The organism is Bacillus sp. MN7755 (assembly GCF_054771475.1).
Map to the genome: position 1 here is coordinate 404,499 of NZ_BTRL01000017.1, position 20,896 is coordinate 425,394.

Sequence of the window (20,896 nt, forward strand, 5' to 3'; positions counted from 1 at the left end):
CGGCTCCTTTTTCATATACCAATTTCAGAGGTAAAATTCATTTCATAATTCCTACTCCCAACGCTCATACTATGTAAAGAAACTGAATTGTAGGAAGGTGGACGACTATGTTAACTCCACAACAAATAAATCAATTTAAATCCGTTTTAGAAAAACAAAAACAAGAACTAGAGCAAACGATACAAACACACGAAAATGAAGATCGAGCATCTGAGCGCGATTCCGTTGGAGAATTATCTAGCTACGATAATCACCCCGCTGATATGGCAACAGAGCTATATGAACGTGAAAAAGACTTCGGACTTATTGAGCTTTGGCATAAACAGCTGGAAGATACGAAACATGCCCTGCAAAAAATAGAAGCGGGTACGTATGGCATTTGCGAAGTGTCTGGCGAAGAAATTCCATTTGAAAGATTAGAAGCAATGCCGACTGCTACAACATGCATACAGCACACAACGAACAAATTAAATATGAATACGCGGCCAGTTGAAGAAGAAGTATTGTCTCCTTCTTTCCACAAACACGATGAAGATCATTCTGTTGAATACGATGCAGAAGATGCATGGCAAGATGTTGCCAATTACGGAACATCTGAAACGCCGTCTGATTTAGAAAGACAAGATTCAAAAAACTATAATGGCATGTACGTAAATAGCGAAGAGAATGTAGGCTACGTAGAGGATTTTGAGAATTTTATCGGTACAGATATGTATGGAAAAAATCCGCAAGTTTTCGCTACGGAAGAGCATGAAGAATATGAACAAATGCTTGATGACTTTGAAGAGCGTACTTTTAAAGGCGAATTATCTTCAAATGAATCTAGCTCTAAAGAATAAAAAAAAGCATTCCGAAAATCGGAATGCTTTTATCGCTAGCTAATTAGTTTTTTGTAACGTTAGCAGCTTGTGGTCCACGGTTACCTTCAACGATTTCGAAAGAAACTTCTTGACCTTCTTCTAAAGTTTTGAATCCGTCACCTTGGATAGCTGAGAAGTGAACGAATACATCGTCTCCACCTTCAACTTCGATGAAACCGAAACCTTTTTCGCCGTTAAACCATTTAACTTTACCTGTTTGCATGTCATGTACCTCCTAAATAAAAATGAAACTATGAATCCACATGAAAAGGTGGATATAAAGGACATGAATGTATAACAAGCTTACAGCCTTTAATTCAACGTGCTTTATTTCCGTACCACATTATGTAGCTCAATAGTGACTTCACTATATCACGCTATATCAAAAACGTCAAATGAGAACACTTTCATTCCATTATTTTTTTATAATTTTAATATAATGTTGAATTTCCATATTCATATTTTATTGGAAAATTAACAAAACTAAAGTATTCTAACGCTATTAAATTCTGTACAATATAAGTATCTATTACATACGAGGTGAAAGAAATGAAGGCACATGAAATCGAATATAAGCTATACGGCGATGATATGCAGTTCGTTGAAATTGAATTAGATCCAGAAGAAAGCGTTATCGCTGAAGCTGGTGCAATGATGATGATGGAAGATTACATCGAAATGGAAACAATCTTCGGTGATGGTTCTGGCCCATCTGGAGGTTTATTCGGAAAATTAATGGGCGCTGGTAAGCGTCTCGTTACAGGTGAAAGCATGTTTATGACTGTATTTACAAATACAGGTCACGGCAAGCGCCACGTATCCTTTGCTGCTCCTTATCCGGGTAAAATCGTCCCTGTAGATTTAACAGAATATCAAGGCAAAGTAGTTTGCCAAAAAGATGCATTTCTTTGTGCGGCAAAAGGCGTTTCTATCGGAATCGAGTTTACAAAAAAAATCGGAACTGGTTTCTTCGGCGGTGAAGGTTTCATCATGCAAAAACTCGAAGGTGATGGACTTGCTTTTATGCATGCAGGCGGGACCGTATATAAGCGTGAATTAAAACCTGGCGAAAAGCTTCGCATTGATACAGGTTGTCTCGTTGCCATGACAAAAGACGTTAACTACGATGTCGAGTTCGTTGGAAAAGTAAAAACAGCTCTATTTGGCGGCGAAGGTTTATTCTTCGCCACGTTAGAAGGCCCTGGAACAGTTTGGATTCAGTCCTTAACACTTAGCCGCTTAGCAGCACGCCTGACAAGCCCAGCTGCTCAAGGCAGTGGTGAAGGTAGTGTTTTAGGTGGACTTGGTCGGTTATTAGATGGCAAAGAGTAATGTATAATAGTAGCAGGGATATAACCTAGCCGAACTTTTTGACTAGGTTATATCCCTTTTTATTTTTCCTTTCGACGAATAACATGCACTATTATGGTAACTTCTCAAATAAAGTGAAACTTTAATCAACCCGACTCCTACCTACCCTCTTTGCTCCAGCCGAATTTTGAAGCGGGATAAACAAAAATAATGATAGTGTCTTTAAATGCTCAGTACAAAACTCTTGCAATTCCAAACTGTAACATTTAAGATTACGTTTATAAGGAGTGATACAAACTTGAATAGTGAATTTATGATTGCTGTGCATTGTTTAGTTTATCTGAATCATGTACCTGGAAATATGGCGAATAGTGAACAATTAGCTGATAACATTTGTGCCAATGCAGCAAGAATTCGCAAAGTCATGCGAATGTTAAAAAAGAATGGTTTAATTTCTACAAAAGAAGGAATTAACGGTGGTTATATTTTCAAGCACAATCCTAAAGATGTTACGCTTGGAGACATTTATGAACTAACTTCAACTAATTCTTTATCTTCTAATTGGAGATCTGGTGATATAGATAAAGACTGTACAATTTCTTCGGGAATAGGCGATGTAATGACTGACATATTCATCGAGGGCGATAAACATTATAAATTATTTTTAGATCAACTAAGTATACAAGATGTTATAGATAAATTATTTAAATAAAGAGTTTCATTTTGGTATAAATACTTTTACAAACTATACCGAAATGAAAGTATGTTATAAATGTAACTTTTTAAATTACATTTCACTTATTCAAAGCTCCTTACCAAAAATTATAGCTACATACGAAAGGAATGTTTATTATGTCTAACAATTTATATCAAAAAGAAAATTTACGTCATTTATCAAAATTATCTACACTGGCACCCGAACAAGCTCAAGCATTTCAAAAGTTTAGTAGACAAGTTATGACTGAAGGTGCTTTATCGAAGAAAGAAAAAGAAATCATTGCCGTTGCAGTAGCACATGCAACAGAATGTCCATATTGTATTGATGCACATACAGTAAGTGCAAAACGTGCTGGTGCATCTCTTGAAGAACTAACAGAAGCCATCTTTGTAGTCGCTTCTGTTGAAGCTGGTGGCGCAATCACACATAGTACACATATGCAAAATGCCTTAGATTCTAGTGCCGACGATGTACTATATCGCCGATCAAATTTACAAAAAGTAGCAAACCTAAAACAATTTGCACCTGAAGGCTTCTCAGCATTTATGGAGTTTAACATGGCTGCAACGAAAGAAGGAACTCTAAGCAAAAAACTAAAAGAATTAATTGCTATCGCTATCGCACACACAACAGAATGCCCATATTGTATCGATGTGCATACAAAATCTGCAGCAAAAGCCGGAGCAACAAAAGAAGAAATTGCAGAAGCTATTTTAGTTGCAGCTGCTTTACGAGCAGGCGGTGCTTACGCTCATATGGCTAACATGATTGAAAGCTATCAAAAATAGAAGCCTTTGGAAAAGTATCCTCATGAAACGGATACTTTTTCTTTTATTATTCTTTGTCGATATATTTTAATGTAATTATTGATATGCTCGTTCTTTTCCCCCATAATCCACATCACGTAACTTTAAATTCAAGCCTTTTTTCAAAAGAATGAATCAAGTCCCTCACTGCATATATTGAATTATACCTTTTCTTAAGGAGGGCTTCCTTAATGCGTACTCCTTTATCTTTTGATAAAGATACTGCCATATTGTTAGCTTCTTGTTGTGAGTTAACGTATGAACAATATAAACAAAATGGGATTTTCGAAATACCAGATGGTTTTCAATATGTACAAGGCTTTCAAGGAAAAACAATTCAAACGACGGATTGGTTTGGATTCATACTAGAATCTGAGGATACGATTATTATAGCTTTTCGGGGTACACAAACAGATACAGACTGGATTATCGATTCACTCGTCAACCAAAAGCCATATCCATATGCTTTAAACAGCGGAAATGTCCATAACGGATTTCTTTCTATTTATGAATCTTGCCGAGATTCTATTATGGATATGCTCGTATCATTACCGGCCCATAAGAAACTTCTTGCAACTGGTCATAGCTTAGGCGGCGCACTCGCTACGCTACATATACTAGATGCGCGTATCAACACCGCCTTCGCACAGTACGGTCTGTATACATTTGCCTCTCCAAAAGTTGGCGATATTGCATTTCGCAATTATTATAAACTACAAGTAGCTAGTAGCTTTCGCTTTGTTAATTTATTTGATGTCGTTCCTCTTCTCCCTCCGCGCAATGTCCATTTTAATGAACAAGACTGGGAATATGCACACGTTCATCACAACATGACTTTTACAAAAAACACAAAGTCTATTACAAATAATCATTCCATTACAACATACAAAACATGTCTGACTTCTCATTTTTAACCAGTAAACAATTGGAAATTAAATATCCTTATACTATAATAATATATGAATTTACTTTCGGATGAGGGGACCTTACATGCTAAAATTTATCTTTGCACTTTTTCTCATTGTAATTTTTTCGTTTACAGGTTTCTTTACATTTTCATACTTTGCGACAGGAGAATATGATGGAACAGGTATCATATATACCGCCATCCCATTTCTTTCTTAAGCAAAAAAAGAAAACCGAGCTTAATAAGATTAAGCTCGGTTTTTTAAGCCATTATATTCCTCTTTTAAAAGTGAATACACTTTAGCATCCCTATACGTATTATCCATTTTTACACTTTGTCTCAATATGCCTTCATATACCATTTTCAATTTTTGCATCACACGTTCAGAAGCTATATTCTCTGCGTCACATCTTCCTTCCATACGGTTTATATTCAGCTCCTGAAAGCCTATTTCAATGAGTTCTTCTAAAGCTTCCACAATAAGTCCTTTCCCCCAATACGCTGGGCTAATTACAGCTCCAATCGATGCACTATTATGTGGCATGAGCCATATTCGACATGTCCCAATCACTTTTTGAGTATCCTTCAGCATAATAGACCATATAAGAGCTTTACCTTCTCGTATCGTTGCAAGCATATTTTCTATTAAACTATGCGTTTCCTCTTTCATTTTATGTACTTCCCGGGGTACATATATAGCTGCTTCTGGATTCGAATACACTTCAAACAAATCATCTACAGGCGAATACTGTATCTTCGTTAATATTAATCTATCTGTTTTTAAATCCAGTTCCTCACACATATCTCCCATACATCATTTACCTCACTTCAACTTAATAAAGAAAAGTCCCTTCAAAAGGGACCTTCACTTAATACTGTTTAACCGCATTACCAATACCCCAAATCTCATTACTATACTGTAAAATCGTTCGATCGCTAGCAAAATGACCAGATTGTGCAATATTTAAAATTGACATTTCTAGCCACTTCGTTCGGTTTTCATAAGCTCTACCAACAGCTTCTTGCCTTTCCGCATATGGACCAAAATCTCGCAGAACGAAATATTCATCATTTTGAATAACGAGAGAATCATAAATCGCTTCAAATTCAGCCCCCGAATGTGCAAAGAAACCATTCGTTAACTGATCTACTACTTTTTTAATGTGCCCATTGTGGTGATAATAATCACTTGCACGATATCCACCATTTTGATAGTAATGAAGAACCTCTTCGGCCGTTAAACCGAAAATGAAACAGTTATCATCACCGACCCGATCTTTTATTTCAATATTAGCTCCGTCTAGCGTACCGAGTGTAATCGCACCATTCATCATAAATTTCATATTCCCTGTTCCTGAAGCTTCTTTACTCGCAGTGGAAATTTGCTCACTTACATCCGCCGCTGGGAATATATCTTCCGCTAGAGACACTCGGTAGTTTTCTAGAAAGATAACTTTCATATATTGACTTACGTACGGATCATTATTCACTTTCCTTGCGAGTTCATTAATTAATTTAATAATTTTTTTCGCATAGTAATAGCCAGGTGATGCTTTCGCTCCAAAGATAAAAGTACGCGGATAAAATGTAAAACTAGCATCCTCTTTCAAACGGTTATACAAATATAAAATATGAAGAACATTTAATAATTGTCGCTTGTAAGCATGCAGTCTTTTTACTTGCACATCAAAAATAGAATTTGGATCAATTGTAATCCCCATTGTATGATGAATACGCTCTGCTAAAATCTCTTTACGCTCTTGTTTTACCCCTGCAAATTTCTCTTGGAAACTCGCATCGTATTGAACTAATTGTAGCTCTTGAAGCTTAATCGGTTCTTTCTTCCACTCTGTTCCAATCGCCTCTGAAATAAGGTTCGTCAACTGGGGATTCGCCTTCATTAACCAGCGTCTATGAGCGATTCCATTCGTTTTATTATTAAACTTATCTGGATAAAACTCATAAAATAATCGCATTTCACGTTGCTTTAAAATTTCCGTATGAATTTTTGCTACACCGTTTACGCTATGGCTGCCGACAATTGCTAAATGGGCCATTTTCACAAGATCATGCGCAATAATCGCCATCTCTTCAATACGATGCCATTCATACGGATAACGTTCCCAAAGTTCATGACAGAAACGTTCATTAATCTCTTCAATAATCATATAAATTCTCGGTAATAACGGTTTAAAAATGTGAATTGGCCACTTCTCAAGCGCTTCTGATAACGTCGTATGATTCGTATAAGAAATCGTCTGTGTCGTTATATGCCAAGCTTCTTCCCATGCTAATTTTTCTTCATCTAATAAAATACGCATCAGTTCTGGAATCGCCAAAACTGGATGTGTATCATTAATATGAATCGCAATTTTCTCATGTAATTGACGAAGGTCACCATATCTTTCTCTATGCAAACGAACGATATTTTGCAAACTTGCTGATACGAGGAAATACTGTTGTTTCAAACGAAGTATTTTCCCCTCATCATGCGTATCATCTGGATATAAAAACTCCGATACTGCCTCTGTTTCACGCTTATATTTCAAAATATCTTTGCAATTTTGCGGGAAAGGAACTGGTTCAGCATTCCAAAGTCTGAGTGTATTTACAGTACTCGTCTCATAACCTACTACCGGAACATCATATGGGACTGCCATAATCACTTCTGCATTCGTATGCCTGAACTCTAAACGTCCATCAATGTAGAGCGGTTCAACATTGCCGAAATAACTTACTTCTACAGCTTGATCATACCTTCTTACTTCCCATACGTTTTCATGGAGTAGCCACTGTTCTGGAAACTCAACTTGATAACCATCCACAATTTTTTGATCAAATAAACCATGTTTGTAACGAATTCCGCAGCCATGACCTGGTAAGTCTAAAGATGCAAGTGAATCAAGGAAACAGGCTGCTAATCGTCCGAGTCCACCATTTCCAAGACCTGCATCTGCTTCCACCTCTTCTAACTGTTGCAAAGAAATCCCAAGCTCAGAAAGTCCTTGCTCACATACATCCCTGATGCCTAAATTTAATATGTTACTTCCAAGCAAACGCCCAAGTAAAAACTCAATGGATAAGTAATACATTTGCTTTCGCTCTCCAGATCGATAACTTTCGTTCGTTGCAATCCATTGACTATTCATATACTCACGTACCATGTACCCAAGCGTATTGTATTGATCACGAGTTGTAGAGTCTTTGAAACTTTTACCATACATCGTCTCTAACTTTTCTAGAAAAGCTGATTTGAAACTTTCAACATGAGTAAACATTTCTTCACCACCTACACGTTATTCCATGAGACTTTTATACAATTTCTTATAAGCAAGAGCTGATTTCTCCCAGCTATAATCTTCCGTCATCGCTTGCTTTACAAGCTGCTCCCATACCGGTTTATCATGATAAAATTCAATCGCCCGGCGAACCGTATGCAACATGTCATGTGCATTAAAGTTCGTGAAACTGAAACCATTTCCTTCTCCAGTTTCTTCATCATAAGATTGTACAGTATCATTTAATCCGCCTGTTTCTCTTACAATTGGAATTGTACCGTACGCTAATGCGATAAGTTGTCCAAGACCACACGGTTCAAACAGTGATGGCATTAAGAATAAATCACTTCCCGCATACACTTGGTGAGCTAACTCTTCATTAAATCCGATATACACTTTTACCTTCTCAGGATACTCATATGCCATCCACTCGAAGAATTGTTCATATTCAGAATCACCTGATCCTAAAATAATACATTGTACATCTTCCTCCATTATTTCGCGGAATACAGTACGTACTAAATCAAGACCTTTTTGCTTCGTTAATCTCGTTACCATTGAAATAATCGGTGTATCTTCTTTTTCTGGCAAACCAAAATAACGCTGCAATGCGCGTTTATTTTCATTCTTTTCATATAATGACTCCGCATCATACTGAGCAGGAATATACGAATCCGTTTCTGGATTATATACGCTCGTATCAATTCCGTTTACAATACCGCTAAGCTTATCATTATATTTTCGTAACAACCCGTCTAACTTCTCACCGAAAAACTCATATTGAATTTCTTCTTTGTATGTCGGGCTAACCGCTGTAATTTGATCAGAAGCGATAACGCCACCCTTCATAAAGTTCACATTCCCATAAAATTCTAACTGCTCACTATGAAAATATTCATCACCAAGTTCTAGCAAGTCGTACATCACTTCAGGAGGAAATACACCTTGAAACTGCAAGTTATGAATCGTATACACCGTTTTAATATGCTCATATAATGGGTTATCTTGATACTTTTCACGCAGTAAGAAATTCACCATAGCTGTATGCCAATCGTGGCTATGAAGCACATCCACTTCAAAATCAAGATGCGGAATACACTCTAAAACTGCTTTTGAAAAATAAGAAAAACGCTCTCCATCATCATAATGACCATATAAAGAATCCCTCTTAAAATAATATTCATTATCTATTAAGTAATACGTAATCCCGTCTTGCTCACCTTTTAAAATTCCGCAATATTGATTTCTCCACCCAAGCGGGATGTTAATTACTTTATGTAGCGTACATCCATCCCTTAATTGTTTCGGAATAAGACTATAATTCGGGAGTATAATGCGAACTTCCACACCTAATTTTTTCAGCTCTTTTGGGAGCGCACCTGCTACATCAGCTAATCCTCCCGATTTAACAAATGGTACACATTCTGATACTGCAAATAAAATATTCACTTGTTGTCCCACTGCACGAAAAGCTTATACTACTTCCCTTGCAGCTTCCTCCCTTCGAGTTTTCATTTGAATTAAAACTTTAATCAGTGGAGGAAAAACCCCCACTGATTTCTTAAGAATAACTATTAATCGTACTGTTTTGAACGCTTCCTTTTTCTACAACGTATGGCTCATCGGCGTTTCCTTTTAAGACAACACCGTCACCAATTTTCACATCTTTATCAATAATAACACCGTCTATTATACAGTTATCTCCAATTTGGCTCTTTTGCATAATAATGCTATTACGAACAATTGAACCTTTCCCAATTTTAACAGAACGGGAGACAACACTATTTTCTACTTCACCTTCAATAATACTGCCGTTTGCAATCATTGTATTTTTCACAGCTGCACCCTTTAAATAACGAGTTGGTGGTTCATCTTTTACTTTCGTAAAGATTGGTGCTTCTTTCTTAAATAGTTGCTTCCAAATAGCAGGTTGTAAAATTTCCAAGCTATGTTTATAGTAACTTTCAATTGAATCAATAATAGCTACATATCCTGTATGCTCATACGTAGCAATATGCAGTGATTTCCCGCGCTTTTCTCTCACTACATCGAATAAGCTATATTGCTCCATATCTTTATATGCCTCAAATAAGTCTAACAATAATTGTTTCTTTAACACGTATGTTTGAAGCGAAACCCCTTCATGGCAAACTTCCGTAATATCAGCTGCCGTATGTATATGTCGCTCTAACACCGCTTGAAAATTTAATGCCGTTACGAGATGGCTATTCGTAATAACGACGTACTCTTCTCTGCTTCTTAGAAAATAATCAATATGTCTTCTAAAATGTGCAAAAGATCCAAATTCATCTTGGTCACATTGGCAATTTGGCGGGAATAAAAACAGTCCGTCTCGTTTTCTATCTAAATCCCACTGTTTGCCTGAACCAACGTGGTCCATTAGTGAACGGTTTTTATGGCTTGTAAAAACTGCCACACTATGAATATTAGAATTCACCATATTTGAAAGCATGAAATCAATGAGTCGATAACGGCCCCCAAACGGTAACGCCGCTAGTGAACGATGCCCTGTTACTTTCTTTAAGGAAGGAAAACTTCCCGTTGCATTAATAATTCCTAACATTTTTTCTCCCATTCATTTCATCCCCCTTTTCTATTTCCCTTCAGCAATAAGTACTACATCGTCAACATTCTTTTCTGGACGAATGATTGTTCCATCTTCAATAACCATTTCCGATCCAACGATTGCTCTTTCAATCACAACATTTTTTCCAATCTTCGCCCCTGGCATAACGACAGAATCAATAACCATACTACCTTCTTCCACCATCACCCCTTGGAATAAGACAGAATGCTTCACGTCCCCTTCAATGACGCATCCTTCGTTAATAAGTGACTCTTCTACTTTTGCCTTTTCAGCAATATATTGAGGCGGTTCGTTTGGATTAACAGAATAAATACGCCAGTCACGGTCGTTTAAATTCAGTGATGTTTCATCGCGAAGTAAATCCATATTCGCTTCCCATAAGCTCTTCACCGTTCCAACATCTTTCCAATATCCTTCAAACGGATACGCCATTAACTTCTTCCCTTCATCTAATAAAAGCGGAAGTACATCTTTTCCGAAATCATTACTAGATTCAGGATTTCTTGCATCCATCTCTAAATACTCTTTCAAAATGGCCCAGTTAAAAATATAAATTCCCATTGATGCAAGATTACTTCTTGGAAATTGCGGTTTCTCTTCAAATTCAACAATCTCCATCTCTTCGTTCGTATTCATAATGCCAAAGCGACTCGCTTCATCCCAAGGCACTTCAATAACAGAAATCGAAACGTCCGCTTCTTTCTCAATATGGTAATCTAACATTTTACTGTAATCCATTTTATAAATATGGTCGCCTGATAGAATCAGAACATACTCTGGTTCGTACTGACTTAAATAGTTTAAGTTTTGATAAATGGCACTTGCCGTACCTGTGTACCACTTCACACCTGAAGACTCCGCATAAGGAGGTAATACTGTGACTCCACCGCTTACTCGGTCTAAATCCCACGCATTGCCGATTCCGATATAATTATGAAGTTCCAATGGTTGATATTGCGTCAAAATCCCAACCGTTTCAATACCAGAATTCGCGCAGTTACTTAGCGTAAAATCAATAATGCGATATTTACCACCAAATGGAACAGCTGGCTTGGCTAAATTTTTTGTTAATGCACTTAATCGACTACCTTTTCCCCCTGCTAGTAACATTGCTACGCACTTTTGTTTTTGAGCCATCTTGTTTTTTGCTCCCCTTTCTCGTCTTCACTGGTCGTAATATGGATACGCCAAATGGTGGAATTGTAATTTCTACATGTGCCGCTTGATTATGATACGGTTCTTGAATCGCCTTCAGACGTTTCTTATTCACTTGCCCCGAGCCGCCATATTGCTCAGCATCACTATTTAAAATCTCGTTATAATACTCGAAATCTGGTACACCTACTTTATAGTTTTCATATGTAGCTTTCGTAAAATTACATACGACAACTAACGCATCTTCTTGTTTATCCCCTTGGCGGATAAACGAGAAAATACTTTGCTCATTATTATTAGCATCAATCCACTGAAATCCTTCAGGCGAATGATCAAGCTGCCAAAGTGGTTTGGAGCGCTTATACAATGCTATGAGCTCTTTAAAGTAATCATGCATATAACGATGCATTTCAAAATCATGTAAATTCCAATCTAAATCCTCAAGGTCTTTCCACTCATCAAACTGCCCAAATTCTCCTCCCATGAAAAGTAATTTCTTTCCTGGGTGAGTAAAGAAATATCCATATAACAAACGAAGTTGAGCAAACTTATCCCAGTAATCTCCTGGCATTTTATTTAATAACGACTTTTTCCCATGAACGACTTCATCGTGAGAAAGCGGTAATATAAAGTTTTCAGAGTAAGCATATAGTATAGAGAACGTCATTTTCTCATGAATATACTTCCTGTACTCAGGCGCACACTCCATATACTTCAGCACATCATTCATCCAGCCCATATTCCATTTGTAATTGAATCCAAGCCCACCTTCATACGTTGGAGCTGTTACAAGTGGCCAAGCTGTTGAATCTTCTGCTGTCATAAGAAAATCTTCATCTTCTGCAAACACCGCTTCATTTAACTCTCGTAAAAATGCAACAGCGTGCTCATTACTTTGCTCTTGCCCTTCTTTATTCCAATACAACATATTCGCAACTGCATCCACCCTGAAACCGTCAATATGGAAATATCTCATCCAAAATAACGCATTTGAAATTAAGAAATTACGTACTTCCCTCTTTCCTAAATCAAAATTAACAGTTCCCCATACTGGATTTTCTTGCACATCTTTATCTTTATATTCATAAGTCGGTGTCCCATCAAACAAATATAAACCGTGAGCATCTTTACAAAAATGCCCCGGCACCCAATCTAAAATGACACCGATTCCATATTTATGACATTCATCGACAAAATGCATCAAATCATGTGGCGTGCCGAATCTACTCGTTGCTGCATAATATCCCGTCCCTTGGTATCCCCAAGAACGATCATATGGATGCTCAACAAGCGGCATAATTTCAATATGTGTAAATTGATGTTCCACCACATAAGGAATGAGTTCTTCTGCCATTTCCCTGTAAGAATACAGCGTTCCGTCTTCTTTCTTTTTCCAAGAACCGAAATGTAATTCATAAACCGTCATCGCTTCTTTATAAACCGATTTTTTCTTTTTCTTACGGCTCCAGCTTTTATCATTCCATTCGTATCCCTTTATATCAAAAACTACAGATGCCGTATTCGGTCTTACTTCTGCATATACAGCATACGGATCTGCCTTAAAAATGACATCACCAGCTATCGTTTCAATCGCATATTTATATATTTCTCTTTCTTCAATATGCGGTATAAATAGGGACCAAATGCCCTCTTCTGTCATTTGTAGCATCTTATGTTGCTCATAATCCCATTCATTAAAATCTCCAACAACACTCATTGCTTTCGCATGAGGAGCCCATACTGTAAATCGTACACCTCGCATCTCATCTTCCGTCACAACATGTGCGCCAAAGATGTTATAACTGTCATAGTACTTTTCTGTATGAAACTCATCTCGTTTCACTTCTTCACAATTTATTACACTCAATATGTTCACCTCACTAAGATGACAGAATTTTTTATACTTTACCAATTCTGCGAAAAACTGAAATATCCTTGTTAATTTATAAAAAATATACGTTTTTTTCTTAAAAATATTGTTTTTTTTTCACATTTTTATATAAAATATCGAATTTTGACGAATATTCATTGAAAACGCTTCATTTCCTGCTACTCTTTCATCCTATTTTTTATTTCTCAACCTCTATTTTATTAAGTTTATCCTGTTTTTCACGCTATTTTTCACTTAAATTCGCAGTAACATAATCTGTCATAAAAAAATGTTTCTCAACATTTTTTGTCACAATTTTATTGAAATGGAAAATTCATAAGTATATACTTGTTCTCAATAAAGAACATTGACTTTTCGTAACTATAATTCATAGCGGACTACTATGTTTACTTATTTATCCTTGTTACGAACGGTCGCCATAAAAATTTAACTAGGGGGCTTTCTTATGTCATTAAAACAAAAGGTTGGAATGGGAGTTGTCACAGCTTCACTTGGCTTATCCCTTACATTCGGCGGTGTATTCGCCTATTTCAGTGATTCTGAAACATCGAATAATTCATTTCAAGCAGGAACACTAGACCTTTCTATTAATCCAAGTGTAATCGTTGATGTGAAAGATTTAAAGCCTGGTGATTTTATTGAAAAAAATTTCAAGCTTGAAAATAAAGGAACATTAGGTATTGCAAAAGTAGCACTTGAAACATCCTATGAAGTTACAGATGTAAAGAAAAATAATGATGGTGAAGATTTAGGTGATCACATCATCGTCAAATGTTTAGTGAATGATGGAAAGCCATCTAATCCAAACGATGATCATGAAATTTTGTGGGAAACAAAACTATCGGAAGTGAACTACCCACCACTTAGCATATCTTACGAGCTTACTTGAAGTGGGGGCTTCTCGGTTAGTCGCTACTTTTGATAGCTAACAAATTTGTCCTAGGACAGCCGAGCTAACACCCTTGTTCCAAAGGTTATTTTGTGCTATTTACGCTATCGCTAGCTAATAGGCGTATGGCTTCTCTTTTAATATTAATAGCTGCGTTATAGTCGCGACTTATTGTTAGTCCACAAGAACACTCATACGTGCGTTCAGATAGTAGCATATCTTTTCTGTTTCCACAATTACTACACATCTTTGTAGAAGGAAACCACCTATCTACTTTTACAAGCTGTTTTCCTTGTTCTTGTAGCTTATATGCTAAAAATGTCGTGAACATCCTCCAACCGTTATCTGCTACACTCTTACCAAAGCGAAGTGCTCGTGACATTCCTTTCATATGTAAGTCTTCGATTGCTACAACATCAAAGTTCGTAGCTAATTCTTTAGACTTGTGATGAAGGAAATTTTTACGTTGATTGGCGACCTTTTCATGCAACTTCGCTACACAAATGCGTTGTTTATTCCAGCGCACTGAGCCTTTCACACGTCTTGCTAATACTCGTTGTGCCTTTGCTAATCGATTCAGCATCTGACGATAAAAGCGAGGATAATTGGCTTTCTCATCTTCGCTACTCACGTACAATTCGGCCATTGCGAAGTCTAATCCAACTACACTTTCTACTTCTTTCTGAACAATTTCCTTTTCATATTCAGTTAAAACAGACACATAATACTTACCAGTTGGTGTCAGCGAAATCGTGCATGATTTAATGATATGGTTTTGCGGTATCTCTCTATGTTGTTTCAATCGCACTAATTTCAGTTTCGGTAGTTTGATATAACCATGAAATAACATAATATTTCCGTTTACTCGATTTGTTGTATAGGATTTTCTACTCTTTTTACTTTTGAATGTAGGAAAATCACTTTGACCACTAAAAAAATTCTTATACGCAGTTTGCAAGTTTAATTGAGCGTTAGCCAATGCTAATGAATCGACTTCTTTCAACCATTTATACTTCACCTTGTATTTCGCAGGAGTAGGGAATTTTTGTTTCTTTAGTTCTTCCTTGTTCTCTTTGTATTTTTCGTATACTTTTTTCCGTTCAGCTAGCATTTTGTTATATACAAAGCGTACACACCCAAAAGTTTTACGTATCAGATTTGCTTGTTCTTCTGTTGGATACAGACGAAATTTGTACGCCTTATTATGCTTTGTCATATTAATTCATCTCACTTTTCGCCTTGATTTCCCATAAACTGTTTTACTTTATCTACGGCGAGCCACCAAAGGTGATAACACAACATGAACACTGAGTTACTATTATTTAATTTCATGGTTATACCAAAAGTCCCCTCTTATAAGGCTGATTAAATCAGAGGCAAAATAAATAGGAAAACTAAATTTTTCGGACTAAATTAAACCGAAATTATCGCTAGCAACTATGGTAAAAAAGGACTATCTGTGAAGGACGGTGACCTTAACAAAGATGGTATTATCGACGAAAAAGATATTCGCTTCGTTGAAAAGAACTTCTTGAAGAAAGATCTAGATGCATCTAAATCACAAACGCCTGTTGAAAAATCAAAAAGCGGTACACTGGCAGATATTTTAAAGAAATTAGGATTAACGCCTAAAAAATAATAATAAAGAGCACTCTACGTAAAGTAGAGTGCTCTTTTCTATAAACGACCCTTATCCAGCAAAAGGGGTATATTGGGGATATACAAGGGAAACCGGAAAAGGAATTTATATTAAATTATATGAATTCAGAGGTAGGAAGCAGTGTCCTGCCCCTGAATGATTTATCAGATATTATAGTACTGGTGCCATTGTTTCTTTTAATACTTTTACAGAATGAGCGAATTTCGCTTTTTCATCTTCATTTAACTCAAGTTCTACGATTTCACGTACACCTTCGCGGTTAATAACAGCTGGAACACCTACGAAAGCATCTTTCTCACCGTATTGTCCTTCAAGGTATGCAGATACAGTTAATACACTGTTCTCGTTGCTTAAGATAGCTTTAGTTACACGAAGTAGTGACATACCGATTCCGTAGTAAGTTGCACCTTTACGCTCGATGATATGGTAAGCTGCATCACGTACGTTTTCGAAGATTTTGTCTAAGTCTTCTTGTTTGTACTGTTCGTTGTTAGCTAAGATTGTTTCTAGTTTTTGTACACCGATAGTAGCGTGGCTCCATACTGGAAGTTCAGTGTCACCGTGTTCACCAACGATGTAAGCATGAACGTTACGTGGATCTACATCTAAGTAGTCACCTAACATGTAACGGAAACGAGCAGAGTCTAAAGTAGTACCAGAACCGATTACGCGCTCTTTTGGTAAACCAGATTCTTTCCAAGTTACGTAAGTTAAAATGTCAACTGGGTTAGTTGCGATTAAGAAGATTCCATCGAATCCGCTATCCATAATACCGCGAACGATTTGTTTAAAGATTTTTGTGTTTTTCTCAACTAAGTCTAAACGAGTTTCACCTGGCTTTTGTGGTAATCCAGCAGTGATAACTACTAAATCTGCATCTTTACAATCTGCATAGCTACCGCTCCAAACTTTTGTTGGTGATGGAGAGAATGGTACCGCATGGCTTAAGTCCATTGCTTCCCCTTCTGCTTTTGCTTCATTAACATCTACAAGTACGAATTCTTCAGCTACACCTTGGTTGATCATTGAGTAAGCGTAACTACAACCTACAGCTCCTGTTCCTACTAATACTACACGATTGATACCTTTTTTCATGTTAATTTCCCCTCTCTATTGTTCACATCTATTTTTTTATGATTGTTTAAGTAATTAATTAAAATACTAATTTAATGTTGTTTAACTTCTTTACACTCATATTGTAGCACGTATCATTGTGAATTACTTCACAAATTATGACCTATTTGTGAACTTTTTCACATAAAGTGTAAAGTTATTAGAATAGGTGTGGAATCCATTTCAATGGAGGCGTTTTCTTTAGATTGTGAAAGGGTTTTTCTTATGTTTTTGTCGGTAAGTGAAATTATATCAGCGATTTTTAGAATATATCGACCGTAACTCCAAATATATCAGCGATTTTTTAAATATATCGACCGTAACTCAAATTATATCAGCGATTTTTGCAATATATCGACTTACCGACAAAACCCGACAACGTTAACAGTATATAAAACGCCATCCTTTCTGTATATTTCTACAAAAGAATAGCATTTTTTGATTATATGGATACAAATTTATCTTAGCTGGATAGCAATGTTTTTTCCATACACTTCAAGTTAACATACCATCACTTATTAACATTAAATAGACATGGAAACCTAGCCAAGCTCTTCAATTATTGCAGCAACACTGTCGTTTTCAAATCTTCAGCACCTCCATTTTTTAATGTATCATTTAGACCACTAAGATACGCGGGCTCAATTGTTAAGGATTTTGGAGGATTATCCATCGGTGGAAGAGCTAAAACAACATGGTGTCCGTATAGTCCCGTGCTACCAACTTGCAAGCTAACTCCTTCGTAGATTTTTCCTTTATCATCAGTGACAGTATAATCAAGTGCTGGCCAGCTATCATTAGCTTCCATTTCTTTTGGATAATCAAAGGTCAAATCAATCCTCGTTGAAAGTGAAGAAAAGGTTATTTGATCTACTGTTAATGCATAGAGATTATCTTTCGTTAATGTTTTTATATTAGGAGTAAATTTACGAATCTCACCTTCAACTTTTGTAAGAGAAAATGCTACGTTCCATGTTCCTGTTTTTCCAAATAAATCTTCCCCATGGACGGAAACATCAATTTTATCACCAAATTCACCGTAATTAGCCAGAGTGAATTCATGCTGCTCAATAACGGTGTTTCGTCCTTTTGACTTCTGTGAAGTAGAACCAATTGCGGATCTGACTTCTTTCCCATTAATGGTTACATAACTAAGTCCAGCTTTCTCTTCATTACTATTGGAAATAGTATTTTCTCCTTTGTATTCCACTGTGATTACTAAACGTCCACCATCATAAACAGCTTCTTTCACATTCATCGTTAAACCACTATGGTTATCTTGTCTCTCAATTGATGTAGCAAGCTCATCCTTTTCAATTTTATCAGAAGCAATATCATTAAATTGTGCATAAATCGGGCCTATAACTGGAACACTCGATAATGTCTTTGCCATAGTAGGAGAAATGAATCCAAAACCTAAGAGAGAAACACATATTCCACAAGCAACAAGACTAGAATACTTGATTGTTTTTTTTCTACGGTATTGATTTTTCTTAGCTTGAAGCATGGCTGTTTTTTCTCTTTGAATTAATCGGTCTTCTGGTATAGGAATATCATTGATATGGTGATTAAATTCATCTTTATTCATAACTATATCCCTCCTTTAAAATGGGGCGTAAGGCTTGCTTTGCTCGATGTAATTGAGATTTTACCGTTCCTTCTGGAGAATTAAGAACCTCAGCAATTTCCTTAATAGATAAATCGTGATAATACCTTAATAAAATAATAGTTTTGTAAGTAGGATCTAAGAAATTAAATGCCTCGGTTAAATCCAATGATTGTTCTAATGTATTCATGCTCTCTTCTGTACATAAATTAGCAAATATTTCATCATTCGCAACAAATTGTCTAGAAGATTTTCTTACAAAATCAATGGATTTAAAAACAATAATTTTGATAATCCAACTTTGAAATTTCTCCGGCTTTTTTAATTTTCTCAGTGAAAGATATGCTTCATAAATTGTTTCTTGGTATATATCCAGTGCATCTTGTTCATTTCTTACATAAGAATAGGCTGTTCGATATAATTTTGGGCGAACAAAAGTAATGAGTTGTTCAAATGCTTGATCATTTCCTCTTGTTGCTTGTTTTACTAGATAGGCTATGTCCATTTTTATTTCTTCCTCCCTTTACTAATATAGTCGAATGAGAGAATAAAAAGGTTGCAAAAATAAGTGCATAGACATAAATCTTCTACGATTTATTGCAATGATTAATACCCAGCATTAAAAAAAAGACACCAGAAACCCAGATAGAAATAGATGTTTCTATAATAAGCTTTTCATACTCCATCGCTCTCTCCTTTCTATTAGTTAGACGATTCAAATAGAAAAAAGTATACAAGAAATCCATAAAAAAAAGCAGACTATCCAAAGTCCACTTTTACACAACAAAAAAGAGATAGCAGATTATGCTATCTCTTTTAGTATGACCCGTACGGGATTCGAACCCGTGTTACCGCCGTGAAAGGGCGGTGTCTTAACCACTTGACCAACGGGCCAGTTACTGGCAGAGAAGAAGGGATTCGAACCCTCGCACCGCGTTAGCGATCTACTCCCTTAGCAGGGGAGCCCCTTGAGCCACTTGGGTACTTCTCTATAAATATGGCTCCGCAGGTAGGACTCGAACCTACGACCGATCGGTTAACAGCCGATAGCTCTACCACTGAGCTACTGCGGAACAATTATGGTGGGCCTAAATGGACTCGAACCATCGACCTCACGCTTATCAGGCGTGCGCTCTAACCAGCTGAGCTATAGGCCCATAATTGAAAAGCGGGTGAAGAGAATCGAACTCTCGACCAGAGCTTGGAAGGCTCTTGTTTTACCACTAAACTACACCCGCATTAAATTGTAAATGGTGAGCCATGAAGGACTCGAACCTTCGACCCTCTGATTAAAAGTCAGATGCTCTACCAACTGAGCTAATGGCTCATTTTGAAAGTGGTGCCGACTAGAGGACTTGAACCCCCAACCTACTGATTACAAGTCAGTTGCTCTACCAATTGAGCTAAGTCGGCTTGCGATTTCAAAATGGTGGCTCGGGACGGAATCGAACCGCCGACACGAGGATTTTCAGTCCTCTGCTCTACCGACTGAGCTACCGAGCCTTTATGTAAAAATGGCGGTCCCGACCGGGGTCGAACCGGCGATCTCCTGCGTGACAGGCAGGCATGTTAACCACTACACCACGGGACCATTTGGTTGCGGGGACAGGATTTGAACCTGCGACCTTCGGGTTATGAGCCCGACGAGCTACCGTGCTGCTCCACCCCGCGATGATAAAATATTAACTTTAGAAAAAATGGAGGAGGTAGAGGGATTCGAACCCCCGCGCGACTCTCGCCGCCTGTCGGTTTTCAAGACCGATCCCTTCAGCCGAACTTGGGTATACCTCCGAGATATAAACGTCTAATGGTGGACCTTGTAGGACTCGAACCTACGACCGGACGGTTATGAGCCGTCTGCTCTAACCAGCTGAGCTAAAGGTCCTTTATGGTAGCGGCGGAGGGGATCGAACCCCCGACCTCACGGGTATGAACCGTACGCTCTAGCCAGCTGAGCTACACCGCCATAAATGATATTAAAATAAGTGGAGCCTAGCGGGATCGAACCGCTGACCTCCTGCGTGCAAGGCAGGCGCTCTCCCAGCTGAGCTAAGGCCCCATGTTTTTGGGAAAATCGGGAAGACAGGATTTGAA

At 37.3% G+C, this 20,896-nt stretch carries 17 protein-coding genes, 14 tRNA genes and 2 pseudogenes; 8 read left to right on the forward strand and 25 right to left on the reverse strand.

The window, feature by feature from the left end:
* Positions 1-107 precede the first annotated feature (107 nt).
* Positions 108-839 (forward strand): yteA family sporulation protein, encoded by a 732-nt coding sequence (locus ACYVEC_RS21405; RefSeq protein ID WP_063224363.1) that lies wholly within the window; start codon positions 108-110, stop codon positions 837-839.
* A gap of 43 nt (positions 840-882) precedes the next feature.
* Here ACYVEC_RS21405 and cspD read toward each other — a convergent pair whose 3' ends face one another.
* Positions 883-1,083, reverse strand: a complete 201-nt coding sequence (gene cspD / locus ACYVEC_RS21410) for a cold-shock protein CspD (protein WP_001193049.1) — start codon at positions 1,081-1,083, stop codon at positions 883-885.
* A 326-nt stretch (positions 1,084-1,409) separates the two neighbouring features.
* Here cspD and ACYVEC_RS21415 point away from each other — a divergent pair, with 326 nt between their 5' ends.
* The 5 genes from ACYVEC_RS21415 (at position 1,410) to ACYVEC_RS21435 (ending at position 4,820) form a co-directional block, all read left to right on the forward strand.
* Positions 1,410-2,192 (forward strand): TIGR00266 family protein, encoded by a 783-nt coding sequence (locus ACYVEC_RS21415; RefSeq protein ID WP_063224364.1) that lies wholly within the window; start codon positions 1,410-1,412, stop codon positions 2,190-2,192.
* A gap of 277 nt (positions 2,193-2,469) precedes the next feature.
* Positions 2,470-2,883, forward strand: coding sequence for an RrF2 family transcriptional regulator (locus ACYVEC_RS21420; RefSeq protein WP_064774813.1), 414 nt, complete (start codon positions 2,470-2,472; stop codon positions 2,881-2,883).
* Between the two features lie 140 nt (positions 2,884-3,023).
* Positions 3,024-3,677: a carboxymuconolactone decarboxylase family protein gene (locus ACYVEC_RS21425; protein WP_063224365.1), complete on the forward strand. Its 654-nt coding sequence runs from the start codon at positions 3,024-3,026 to the stop codon at positions 3,675-3,677.
* Between the two features lie 209 nt (positions 3,678-3,886).
* Positions 3,887-4,609 carry a lipase family protein gene (locus ACYVEC_RS21430; protein WP_060632704.1) on the forward strand — a complete coding sequence of 241 codons (723 nt, stop codon included), beginning with the start codon at positions 3,887-3,889 and terminating at the stop codon, positions 4,607-4,609.
* Between the two features lie 76 nt (positions 4,610-4,685).
* On the forward strand, positions 4,686-4,820 hold the full coding sequence (locus tag ACYVEC_RS21435; protein WP_000911067.1) for a hypothetical protein: 135 nt from the start codon (positions 4,686-4,688) through the stop codon (positions 4,818-4,820).
* A 29-nt stretch (positions 4,821-4,849) separates the two neighbouring features.
* On the opposite strand, the gene ACYVEC_RS21440 is transcribed toward ACYVEC_RS21435, so the two are convergent.
* The 6 genes from ACYVEC_RS21440 to glgB form a co-directional block, all read right to left on the reverse strand.
* On the reverse strand, positions 4,850-5,413 hold the full coding sequence (locus ACYVEC_RS21440) for a GNAT family N-acetyltransferase (protein WP_460508234.1): 564 nt from the start codon (positions 5,411-5,413) through the stop codon (positions 4,850-4,852).
* Positions 5,414-5,471: 58 nt separating this feature from the next.
* Positions 5,472-7,880, reverse strand: coding sequence for a glycogen phosphorylase (gene glgP / locus ACYVEC_RS21445; protein ID WP_098555297.1), 2,409 nt, complete (start codon positions 7,878-7,880; stop codon positions 5,472-5,474).
* A gap of 18 nt (positions 7,881-7,898) precedes the next feature.
* On the reverse strand, positions 7,899-9,329 hold the full coding sequence (gene glgA, locus ACYVEC_RS21450) for a glycogen synthase GlgA (RefSeq protein WP_098555318.1): 1,431 nt from the start codon (positions 9,327-9,329) through the stop codon (positions 7,899-7,901).
* Positions 9,330-9,441: 112 nt separating this feature from the next.
* Complete coding sequence (glgD, locus tag ACYVEC_RS21455; RefSeq protein WP_063224368.1) at positions 9,442-10,476, reverse strand: glucose-1-phosphate adenylyltransferase subunit GlgD; 1,035 nt, start codon at positions 10,474-10,476, stop codon at positions 9,442-9,444.
* 18 nt (positions 10,477-10,494) lie between these two features.
* Positions 10,495-11,625 carry a glucose-1-phosphate adenylyltransferase gene (gene glgC / locus ACYVEC_RS21460; RefSeq protein ID WP_098555295.1) on the reverse strand — a complete coding sequence of 377 codons (1,131 nt, stop codon included), beginning with the start codon at positions 11,623-11,625 and terminating at the stop codon, positions 10,495-10,497.
* Positions 11,573-13,510 (reverse strand): 1,4-alpha-glucan branching protein GlgB, encoded by a 1,938-nt coding sequence (gene glgB / locus ACYVEC_RS21465; protein WP_063224370.1) that lies wholly within the window; start codon positions 13,508-13,510, stop codon positions 11,573-11,575. The genes glgC and glgB overlap by 53 nt, the downstream gene beginning before the upstream one ends.
* A gap of 469 nt (positions 13,511-13,979) precedes the next feature.
* Here glgB and ACYVEC_RS21470 point away from each other — a divergent pair.
* Positions 13,980-14,384, forward strand: a pseudogene (locus tag ACYVEC_RS21470) (TasA family protein); the annotation flags it as partial.
* Between the two features lie 124 nt (positions 14,385-14,508).
* Here ACYVEC_RS21470 and ACYVEC_RS21475 read toward each other — a convergent pair.
* Entirely contained in the window at positions 14,509-15,639 is a 1,131-nt protein-coding gene (locus tag ACYVEC_RS21475) for an RNA-guided endonuclease TnpB family protein (RefSeq protein WP_460508241.1), read from the reverse strand.
* A gap of 204 nt (positions 15,640-15,843) precedes the next feature.
* Between ACYVEC_RS21475 and ACYVEC_RS21480 the strand changes: the two are divergent.
* Positions 15,844-16,062 (forward strand): annotated as a pseudogene (locus ACYVEC_RS21480) (dockerin type I domain-containing protein); the annotation flags it as partial.
* 171 nt (positions 16,063-16,233) lie between these two features.
* Here the strand turns inward: ACYVEC_RS21480 and ACYVEC_RS21485 are convergent.
* The 17 genes from ACYVEC_RS21485 to ACYVEC_RS21565 form a co-directional block, all read right to left on the reverse strand.
* Complete coding sequence (locus tag ACYVEC_RS21485) at positions 16,234-17,178, reverse strand: L-lactate dehydrogenase (RefSeq protein ID WP_000715344.1); 945 nt, start codon at positions 17,176-17,178, stop codon at positions 16,234-16,236.
* A gap of 577 nt (positions 17,179-17,755) precedes the next feature.
* The gene (locus ACYVEC_RS21490; protein ID WP_063224372.1) at positions 17,756-18,784 is read right to left on the reverse strand and encodes a DUF4179 domain-containing protein; all 1,029 of its coding nucleotides are present in this window, start codon (positions 18,782-18,784) and stop codon (positions 17,756-17,758) included.
* Positions 18,777-19,307: a sigma-70 family RNA polymerase sigma factor gene (locus ACYVEC_RS21495; RefSeq protein ID WP_063224373.1), complete on the reverse strand. Its 531-nt coding sequence runs from the start codon at positions 19,305-19,307 to the stop codon at positions 18,777-18,779. The genes ACYVEC_RS21490 and ACYVEC_RS21495 overlap by 8 nt, the downstream gene beginning before the upstream one ends.
* Positions 19,308-19,624: 317 nt before the next feature.
* Positions 19,625-19,696, reverse strand: a tRNA-Glu gene (locus tag ACYVEC_RS21500).
* A gap of 6 nt (positions 19,697-19,702) precedes the next feature.
* A tRNA-Ser gene (locus tag ACYVEC_RS21505) sits at positions 19,703-19,793 on the reverse strand.
* A 7-nt stretch (positions 19,794-19,800) separates the two neighbouring features.
* Positions 19,801-19,875, reverse strand: a tRNA-Asn gene (locus ACYVEC_RS21510).
* Positions 19,876-19,882: 7 nt separating this feature from the next.
* Positions 19,883-19,959: transfer RNA gene (locus ACYVEC_RS21515), tRNA-Ile, on the reverse strand.
* Positions 19,960-19,969: 10 nt separating this feature from the next.
* A tRNA-Gly gene (locus tag ACYVEC_RS21520) sits at positions 19,970-20,040 on the reverse strand.
* Positions 20,041-20,053: 13 nt separating this feature from the next.
* Positions 20,054-20,129: transfer RNA gene (locus tag ACYVEC_RS21525), tRNA-Lys, on the reverse strand.
* Between the two features lie 10 nt (positions 20,130-20,139).
* A tRNA-Thr gene (locus ACYVEC_RS21530) sits at positions 20,140-20,215 on the reverse strand.
* Between the two features lie 14 nt (positions 20,216-20,229).
* A tRNA-Phe gene (locus ACYVEC_RS21535) sits at positions 20,230-20,305 on the reverse strand.
* 12 nt (positions 20,306-20,317) lie between these two features.
* A tRNA-Asp gene (locus ACYVEC_RS21540) sits at positions 20,318-20,393 on the reverse strand.
* 3 nt (positions 20,394-20,396) lie between these two features.
* A tRNA-Met gene (locus ACYVEC_RS21545) sits at positions 20,397-20,473 on the reverse strand.
* Positions 20,474-20,500: 27 nt separating this feature from the next.
* Positions 20,501-20,593, reverse strand: a tRNA-Ser gene (locus ACYVEC_RS21550).
* Between the two features lie 17 nt (positions 20,594-20,610).
* A tRNA-Ile gene (locus ACYVEC_RS21555) sits at positions 20,611-20,687 on the reverse strand.
* A 4-nt stretch (positions 20,688-20,691) separates the two neighbouring features.
* A tRNA-Met gene (locus ACYVEC_RS21560) sits at positions 20,692-20,768 on the reverse strand.
* A gap of 20 nt (positions 20,769-20,788) precedes the next feature.
* Positions 20,789-20,861, reverse strand: a tRNA-Ala gene (locus ACYVEC_RS21565).
* Between the last annotated feature and the right edge of the window lie 35 nt (positions 20,862-20,896).